The sequence below is a fragment of the Pseudomonas sp. genome, from assembly GCF_030147005.1.
Taxonomy (GTDB): domain Bacteria; phylum Pseudomonadota; class Gammaproteobacteria; order Pseudomonadales; family Pseudomonadaceae; genus Aquipseudomonas.
Genome location: NZ_JASLAW010000017.1, coordinates 25307 through 33441, shown reverse-complemented (window position 1 = coordinate 33441; position 8135 = coordinate 25307). Strand labels below are relative to the sequence as shown.

Below are 8135 nucleotides of genomic sequence, written 5' to 3'. Positions count from 1 at the left end.
GCGAGGGAGCTTGCTCCCGCTGGACTGCGTAGCAGTCCCATTTTTGGGGCCGCTTCGCGCCCCAACGGGAGCAAGCTCCCTCGCCACAGGTCGCAGGTTTTTCTGCTTTAGCGCTTAACTGACCGGCATTAGGGCAAGCCTCCTCCCGCAGTCAGCCTCGGTTTCGTCAGTTGCACACGTCGGCGATGGCCTGGGCCAGCAAGGTCAGGCGTGTGGCATCAACCCCCGCCACATTGGCCCGTCCCGAACTGACCATATACACACTGTGCTTCTCGCGCAGTTGCTTGACCTGCTCGGCACTCAGGCCGGTATAGGAAAACATTCCGCGTTGCGTCCCGATATGCGCAAACCGCTCAGCCAGGCCGTGGGGCGCCAGCGCTTCCACCAGCCCGGCGCGCAACTGCGCAATGCGCGTACGCATGGCTTCGACTTCGTCGCTCCACTGTTTTCTCAGCTCGGCATCACCGAGGATGGTGGCGACCACGGCTGCACCATGATCCGGCGGCGTCGACCACAGGTTGCGCGCCGTATTGGCGAGCTGGCTGCGCACGTCCGTGAGCTTCTCGACGTCCGCCGCGCACACGATCAATGCGCCGACGCGGTCGCGATACAAGCCAAAGTTCTTCGAGCACGAACTGGTGATCAATACTTCCGGCAGTTCAGCGGCGAACAAGCGCACCGCCCAAGCGTCTTGCTCCAGGCCGTCGCCAAAGCCTTGGTAGGCAAAGTCGATCAGCGGCAGCAACTGGCGCTCGCGCACAATCTGCAGCACCTGGCGCCAGTCATCCTGGGACAGGTCGAACCCGGTCGGGTTATGGCAGCAGGCGTGCAGCAGCACCACATCGCCCTGGGGCACGCTGGACAGGGTGGCCAGCATCGCGGCTACATCCAGGCGGTTGTCGCTGCCCACGTAAGGGTAATGACTGACCTTGAGCCCGGCTTTGGCAAAGATGGTTTCGTGGATCGGCCAGGTCGGGTTGCTCAGCCACACGCCACGGCCGGGCAGGCTGTGGGCGATAAAGTCGGCGCTCAGGCGCAGGGCACCGGTGCCGCCCGGCGTCTGGGTGGCGCCGGCACGACGTTCGGCGATCAGGGCCGAATCGGCGCCGAGCACCAGTTCGCTGATCAGTGTGCCGAACGCTGCATCGCCGTGACCGCCGATGTAGGTCTTGGTGGTTTGGCTATCGACCAAGCGCTGCTCGGCGAGTTTTACCGAGTGGGGGATTGGCGTCAGGCCTTGGTCGTCTTTGTAGACGCCCACGCCCAGGTCGAATTTGTTCGGGTTGGCATCCTGGGCGTACAGGTCCATCAACCCGAGGATCGGGTCGCCGGGTACGCGGCCAATCGCATCGAAGTGCATTACTTGCGGCCCTCGGCGCTCTGGGCCACTTCATCGGTGCGCGCGGCCATGATGAAGTCGTTGCGGTGCAGGCCCTTGATGGAGTGGCTCCACCAGGTCACGGTGACTTTGCCCCATTCGGTGAGCAGGCCGGGGTGATGGCCTTCGGCTTCGGAGATTTCACCCACGGCATTGGTGAAGGCCAGGGCGAACTTGAAGTTCTTGAACAGGAAAACCTTTTCCAACTGCATCACGCCGTCGCGCACTTCGATGTTCCAGTCCGGGATCTGTTTGATCAGCACCGGCAGTTCTTCATCGCTGACTTGCGGGGCATCGGCGCGGCAGGCTTCGCAATGGGCTTGGTTCAAGGTGGTCATGGAGGTGTCCTGAATTCGAAGGATTGAAGGTCAGTGGGCGTCACCCTAAAGCAACGCGTGGCCAGGGAAAAGACTCACCTGGCCTCAAAACGTGAGGATCAAGCCGCTTTGGGTTTAGGTGGAAATTTCGGTGCATGCAGGCCCAGCTGCATGCCGCGCTCGACCATGCCCATGATGTCTTCCTGCGCCACGTCGAACAGGCGCTTGAGCTCGGGCAGCACGAAGTACAGCGGCTGCAGGATGTCGATGCGATACGGCGTGCGCATCGCTTCCAGTGGGTCGAACGCCTGGTGTTCGGGTTCGTCCGACAAGCAATACACGCTTTCCTTGGGCGACGACAGAATGCCGCCACCGTAGATACGCCGACCTTCGGGCGTATCCACCAGGCCAAACTCGATGGTCATCCAGTACAGGCGCGCCAGGTACACCCGTTGCTCCTTGGTGGCCGCCAGGCCGAGCTTGCCGTAGGTGTGGGTGAATTCAGCGAACCAGGGGTTGGTCAGCAGCGGGCAGTGGCCGAAAATCTCATGGAAAATATCCGGCTCTTGCAGGTAGTCCAGTTCTTCGCGGGTACGAATAAAGGTCGCCACCGGAAACTGCTTGCTGGCGAGCAATTCGAAGAAGGTCTGGAAAGGGATCAGCGCCGGCACGCGGGCGACTTGCCAGCCGGTGGTGTCGGCCAGCACTTTGTTGATCTCGCCCAGTTGCGGGATGCGATCCAGGGGCAGGCCAAGCTTGTCGATACCGTCCAGGTATTCCTGGCAGGCACGGCCCTCGATCACCTTCAACTGGCGCGTGATCAGGGTGTTCCACACCGCGTGCTCTTCCGGCGGGTAGTGGATAAAACCTTGCGCATCGGGCTCGCGGGCCACGTAGTGCGTCTGCTTCATACGGCTCTCCTGCTAAGCATTCGTTCTTGTTATGTCCTGCTGTGTCTCTATTGATAACCCGTGCGAGGCAGGTTTCCACCGCTTTCAAAGGCCTTCGAGTAGGAAAAATTACCGTAACTCGTAAAGTATTCGTTACGGATGCGTCGTTCATCGCTGCAATGGGCTGGGAAAAGCCCACGTGGTGTCACATAATCTTGACGACTATCTGCGCCCAGCGACAAAAAGACGCGGCGCCTATCCATTTTTCGGGCCTCTTCATGCGTATCAAAGTGCATTGCCAGAACCGCATCGGCATCCTGCGGGACATCCTCAACCTGCTGGTGGAGTACGGCGTGAACGTCGCCAAGGGCGAGGTCGGCGGTGAGCATGGCAATGCCATCTACCTGTTCTGCCCGAACCTTGTGAACATGCAGTTCCAGGCGTTGCGCCCGCAGTTCGAGGCGATAGCCGGGGTATTCGGCGTGAAAAGGGTAGGGCTGATGCCCAGCGAGCGTCGGCACATGGAGCTTAATGCCCTGCTGGGCGCCCTGGAGTTTCCAGTGCTGTCCATCGACATGGGCGGCTCCATCGTGGCGGCCAACCGTGCGGCGGCACAGTTGCTTGGCGTGCGGGTGGATGAAGTGCCGGGTATTCCCTTGTCGCGTTACGCCGAAGACTTCGACTTGCCGGAGCTGGTGCGCGCCAGCAAGTCGCGGATCAACGGGCTGCGGGTCAAGGTCAAGGGCGATGTGTTCCTGGCGGACATCGCGCCACTGCAATCCTCCGAGCACGATGACAGCGAAGCCATGGCCGGCGCGGTGTTGACCCTGCACCGCGCCGACCGGGTTGGCGAGCGTATCTACAACGTGCGCAAGCAGGAACTGCGCGGCTTCGACAGCATCTTTCAGAGTTCCAAGGTGATGGCCGCCGTGGTTCGCGAAGCCCGGCGCATGGCGCCGCTGGATGCGCCTCTATTAATAGAAGGCGAAACCGGTACCGGTAAAGAGTTGCTGGCCCGTGCCTGTCACCTTGCCAGCCCGCGTGGCCAGTCACCCTTGATGGCGCTCAATTGCGCGGGATTGCCGGAGTCGATGGCCGAGACCGAGCTGTTCGGCTACGGCCCCGGCGCATTCGAAGGCGCACGGGCCGAAGGCAAGCTCGGGCTGTTGGAGCTGACGGCAGGTGGTACGTTGTTTCTCGATGGTGTGGGGGAAATGAGCGCGCGCCTGCAGGTGAAACTGCTGCGCTTTTTGCAGGACGGCTGCTTTCGTCGCGTCGGCAGCGATGAAGAGGTGTACCTCGACGTGCGGGTGATCTGTGCCACCCAGGTCGACTTGTCCGAGCTGTGCGCACGTGGCGAATTTCGCCAGGACTTGTATCACCGCTTGAACGTACTTTCGCTGCATATCCCGCCCTTGCGCGAATGCCTTGACGGCCTCGGGCCGCTGGTCGAGCACTTCCTTGATCAAGCCAGCCGGCAGATCGGCTGCCCGCTGCCCAAGTTAGCGCCCGCCGCGATGGACAAGCTCAGCCACTATCGCTGGCCGGGCAATGTGCGCCAGTTGGAAAACGTGCTGTTCCAGGCGGTTTCGTTGTGCGAAGGCGGAACCGTCAAGCTTGAGCACATTCGCTTGCCGGATTACGGCGTGCGTCAGCCGCTTGGCGATTTCTCGCTGGAAGGGGGCCTGGACGACATCGTCGGACGCTTCGAAAAGGCTGTACTGGAAAGCCTGTATGCCGAGCACCCGAGCAGCCGCCAGTTGGGCAAACGGTTGGGGGTGTCACACACCACCATCGCCAATAAGCTGCGCGATTACGAAGTCCTCAAGACCGACAAGTAATAAGCTGCTCAACATACCCAAGCCCGCTCCCACATGGGTTCTCTGGCACCTTCAGGGCCGGTGCTTGCCGTTAGCGGCAGTAGTCCGCCGTTTTTTCGACTATTACCCGCACTCATTTCCCGAGACCTATCCGCAAACCCCCGCCCCGCCTGGACTTCACCTTCTTTTTAAAAGTTGGTTCGCAAATTGCTTAAGCCTCATCAGTGCAGCGGTGGGCGGCAAGCGTCCGTCAGAAAGAGGATAGAGCGTGGACAAATACCTTTACGTGGCAATGACCGGCGCCAGCCAGAATGCTCTGGCGCAGAAGGCCCATGCCAACAATCTGGCGAACATCTCCACCAACGGTTTCCAGCGTGACCTGGAACAGGCGCGGTCGATGCCGGTGTTCGGTGACAGCTTTCCGGCGCGGGCCTTTGCCCTGACCGAACGCCCGGCGACCGACTTCACGCCCGGCGCGATGATCGAAACCGGCCGTGACCTGGACGTGGCCGTCAGCGGCGACGGCTGGATGGCCGTGCAAACCCCGGATGGCGGCGAAGCCTACGTGCGCAGCGCCAGCATGAACGTGGATGCACTGGGCGTGCTGCGCGCCGGCAACGGTATGCCGATCATGGGCAACGGCGGCCCGATCGCGGTGCCGCCGCAGCAGAAAATCGAAGTGGGCGCCGACGGCACCATCAGCATCCGCGCCATGGGCGAAGGCCCGCGGGTGATGGCGGAAGTGGACCGCATCAAGCTGGTTCAGCCCGACCTCAAGAACATGAACAAAGGCCTGGACGGCACCATCCACACCAAGGATGGCCAGCCGGCCCAGGCCGACGCGAACGTCAAGCTGACCTCAGGCTTCCTGCAGGCGAGCAACGTCAACGCCGTGGAAGAAATGACGGCGGTACTGGCGCTTTCCAAGCAGTTCGAGCTGCACATCAAGATGATGAACACCGCTAAAGAAGACGACCAGGCCATGACGCGCGTCTTGCAGATGAGCTAATAGCCTTAGTTGGCTTTTATATAAACAGTGCAGCACGGCGCCAACATACAGGCGCACGAAGGAGAACAGCATGCTTCCGGCTCTATGGGTTGCCAAGACAGGCCTGTCCGCCCAGGACACCAACCTGACGACCATTTCCAACAACCTGGCGAACGTGTCGACCACGGGTTTCAAACGTGATCGCGCCGAGTTCCAGGACTTGCTCTATCAGATCAAGAAACAGCCAGGCGCCCAGTCGACCCAGGACAGCGAACTGCCGTCGGGCCTGCAACTGGGTACCGGTGTGCAGATCGTCGGCACCCAGAAAAACTTCAGCGCCGGTAACCTGCAGCAGACCGGTCAGCCGCTGGACATGGCGATCAATGGCCGTGGCTTCTTCCAGATCCTGCAACCGGATGGCACAACGTCCTATACCCGTGACGGTACCTTCCACCTGGATTCCAACGGCCAAATGGTCACCGCCAACGGCTTCGCCCTGGAGCCGGCAGTGATTGTGCCGGCCGATGCCAAGACCTTCACCGTGGGCAACGACGGCACCGTGTCCATCACGGTGGCCGGCAACCCGGCCTCGCAAGTGATCGGCAACCTGCAAACCGCCGACTTCATCAACCCGGCCGGCCTGCAGGCCATGGGCAACAACCTGTTCCTGGAAACCGCCTCCAGCGGCGCGCCGCAAATCGGCACCCCTGGCCTGAACGGTTTTGGCACCACGCTGCAAAGCACCCTGGAAACCTCCAACGTGAGCACGGTTGAGGAGATGGTCAACATGATCACCACCCAGCGCGCCTACGAGATGAACTCCAAGGTGATCTCCACCGCCGACCAGATGCTTTCGTTCGTAACGCAGAATCTGTAATCAAGTCTGGGGCGCTCTTGACGGCGCCTGCAACACCATGAGGTAAGGGTCATGAATCGCTATGTTTCCGTTTTGGCATTGAGTGGGATTGCCGTGCTCGCGGGCTGTGTCGCCCCGTCGCCAAAGCCCAATGACCCGTACTACGCGCCGGTGTTGCCGCGCACGCCATTGCCGGCGGCCGCCAACAACGGCTCGATCTATCAGGCCGGTTTCGAGCAGAACCTGTACAGCGACCGCAAGGCGTTCCGGGTCGGTGACATCATCACCATCACCCTGAACGAGAAGACCCAGGCCAGCAAGAACGCCAACTCGCAGATCGGCAAGAACAGCAAAACCAGCATCGGCCTGACCTCGCTGTTCGGCGGTGGCCTCAACACCAATAACCCGCTGGGCGGCGGTGACCTGAGCCTGGACGCCGGTTACAGCGGCGACCGCGCCACCAACGGCAAGAGCGCGGCAGGGCAGGGCAACAGCCTGACCGGCTCGATCACCGTGACCGTGGCCGATGTATTGCCCAACGGCATCATCGCCATACGCGGTGAAAAGTGGATGACCCTCAACACCGGTGACGAGCTGGTGCGCATTGCCGGCATGGTTCGCGCCGATGACATTTCCACCGACAACACCGTGCCGTCGACGCGCATTGCCGATGCACGCATTACCTACTCGGGTACCGGTTCGTTTGCTGATGCAAGCCAGCCGGGCTGGTTCGACCGTTTCTTCCTTAGCCCGTTGTTCCCTTTCTAGGTGGCCACTTTGAACTTCAAACAGCTGATGGCGACGGCACTCTTGCTTGCCTTAAGCGCTGTGGCCCAGGCCGAACGCCTGAAGGACATCGCCAGCATTTCCGGCGTGCGTTCCAACCAGTTGATCGGCTATGGCCTGGTGGTGGGGCTTAACGGCACGGGCGACCAGACCACCCAGACCCCGTTCACCCTGCAGACCTTCAACAACATGCTCTCGCAGTTCGGCATCAAGGTGCCGGCGGGTTCGGGCAACGTGCAGCTGAAAAACGTCGCGGCGGTGTCGATCAGCGCCGACCTGCCGGCGTTCTCCAAGCCGGGCCAGGTGGTGGACATCACCGTGTCGTCCATCGGTAACTCCAAAAGCCTGCGTGGCGGCACCTTGCTGATGACGCCCCTCAAGGGTATCGACGGCAACGTCTACGCCATCGCCCAGGGCAACCTGGTGGTCGGCGGGTTTGATGCCGAGGGCCGCGACGGTTCAAAGATCACCGTCAACGTGCCATCGGCCGGTCGCATCCCGGGTGGCGCAACGGTTGAACGCACCGTGCCGAGTGGTTTCAACCAGGGCAACAGCCTGACCTTGAACCTCAACCGGTCCGACTTCACCACCGCCAAGCGCGTGGTCGACAAGATCAACGACATGCTCGGCCCTGGCGTTGCCCAGGCCATCGATGGCGGCTCGGTGCGCGTGACCGCACCGTTGGACCCAAGCCAGCGCGTGGACTACCTGTCGATCCTCGAAAACCTTGAGGTTGACCCCGGCCAGGCGGTCGCCAAAGTCATCATCAACTCGCGCACCGGCACTATCGTGATCGGCCAGAACGTCAAAGTCTCGCCGGCGGCGGTGACCCACGGCAGCCTGACCGTGACCATTACCGAAGACCCGATCGTCAGCCAGCCGGGGCCCTTGTCCAACGGCCAGACTGCGGTAGTGCCGCGTTCACGCGTGAATGCCCAGCAGGAAGCCAAGCCGATGTTCAAGTTCGGCCCCGGTACCACCCTGGATGAGATCGTCCGCGCGGTGAACCAGGTGGGCGCGGCGCCCGGCGACTTGATGGCGATCCTTGAAGCTTTGAAACAGGCCGGCGCCTTGCAAGCCGACCTGATCGTGATCTGAGG

Annotated in this window: 8 protein-coding genes; 5 read left to right on the top strand and 3 right to left on the bottom strand. The window is 61.6% G+C overall.

Annotation, left to right across the window (positions count from 1 at the left end; genetic code table 11):
* Positions 1-166: 166 nt before the first annotated feature.
* The 3 genes from Q1V60_RS01150 to phhA form a co-directional block, all read right to left on the bottom strand.
* Positions 167-1360 (bottom strand): amino acid aminotransferase, encoded by a 1194-nt coding sequence (locus Q1V60_RS01150; RefSeq protein ID WP_300626833.1) that lies wholly within the window; start codon positions 1358-1360, stop codon positions 167-169.
* The gene (locus Q1V60_RS01145) at positions 1360-1716 is read right to left on the bottom strand and encodes a 4a-hydroxytetrahydrobiopterin dehydratase (protein WP_300626832.1); all 357 of its coding nucleotides are present in this window, start codon (positions 1714-1716) and stop codon (positions 1360-1362) included. Before Q1V60_RS01145 ends, Q1V60_RS01150 begins: the two co-directional genes overlap by 1 nt.
* A gap of 98 nt (positions 1717-1814) precedes the next feature.
* Positions 1815-2606: a phenylalanine 4-monooxygenase gene (phhA, locus tag Q1V60_RS01140; RefSeq protein WP_124371427.1), complete on the bottom strand. Its 792-nt coding sequence runs from the start codon at positions 2604-2606 to the stop codon at positions 1815-1817.
* A 257-nt stretch (positions 2607-2863) separates the two neighbouring features.
* Between phhA and Q1V60_RS01135 the strand changes: the two genes are divergently transcribed.
* The 5 genes from Q1V60_RS01135 to Q1V60_RS01115 all read left to right on the top strand — a co-directional run bounded on the left by Q1V60_RS01135 (position 2864) and on the right by Q1V60_RS01115 (position 8133).
* Positions 2864-4426, top strand: coding sequence for a sigma-54-dependent transcriptional regulator (locus Q1V60_RS01135; protein ID WP_300626831.1), 1563 nt, complete (start codon positions 2864-2866; stop codon positions 4424-4426).
* 247 nt (positions 4427-4673) lie between these two features.
* The gene (locus Q1V60_RS01130; RefSeq protein WP_300626830.1) at positions 4674-5414 is read left to right on the top strand and encodes a flagellar basal body rod protein FlgF; all 741 of its coding nucleotides are present in this window, start codon (positions 4674-4676) and stop codon (positions 5412-5414) included.
* A gap of 70 nt (positions 5415-5484) precedes the next feature.
* Positions 5485-6270, top strand: a complete 786-nt coding sequence (flgG, locus tag Q1V60_RS01125; RefSeq protein ID WP_300626829.1) for a flagellar basal-body rod protein FlgG — start codon at positions 5485-5487, stop codon at positions 6268-6270.
* A 51-nt stretch (positions 6271-6321) separates the two neighbouring features.
* Positions 6322-7017 (top strand): flagellar basal body L-ring protein FlgH, encoded by a 696-nt coding sequence (gene flgH / locus Q1V60_RS01120; protein ID WP_300626828.1) that lies wholly within the window; start codon positions 6322-6324, stop codon positions 7015-7017.
* 27 nt (positions 7018-7044) lie between these two features.
* Positions 7045-8133, top strand: coding sequence for a flagellar basal body P-ring protein FlgI (locus tag Q1V60_RS01115; protein WP_300626836.1), 1089 nt, complete (start codon positions 7045-7047; stop codon positions 8131-8133).
* Positions 8134-8135 lie beyond the last annotated feature (2 nt).

What these genes read in the sequence shown, in the direction of transcription:
- flgH (WP_300626828.1), top strand. Translation starts at nt 6,322, where the DNA reads ATGAATCGCTATGTTTCCGTTTTGGCATTGAGTGGGATTGCCGTGCTC.
- phhA (WP_124371427.1), bottom strand. Translation starts at nt 2,606, where the DNA reads ATGAAGCAGACGCACTACGTGGCCCGCGAGCCCGATGCGCAAGGTTTT.
- Q1V60_RS01135 (WP_300626831.1), top strand. Translation starts at nt 2,864, where the DNA reads ATGCGTATCAAAGTGCATTGCCAGAACCGCATCGGCATCCTGCGGGAC.
- flgG (WP_300626829.1), top strand. Translation starts at nt 5,485, where the DNA reads ATGCTTCCGGCTCTATGGGTTGCCAAGACAGGCCTGTCCGCCCAGGAC.
- Q1V60_RS01145 (WP_300626832.1), bottom strand. Translation starts at nt 1,716, where the DNA reads ATGACCACCTTGAACCAAGCCCATTGCGAAGCCTGCCGCGCCGATGCC.
- Q1V60_RS01115 (WP_300626836.1), top strand. Translation starts at nt 7,045, where the DNA reads ATGGCGACGGCACTCTTGCTTGCCTTAAGCGCTGTGGCCCAGGCCGAA.
- Q1V60_RS01150 (WP_300626833.1), bottom strand. Translation starts at nt 1,360, where the DNA reads ATGCACTTCGATGCGATTGGCCGCGTACCCGGCGACCCGATCCTCGGG.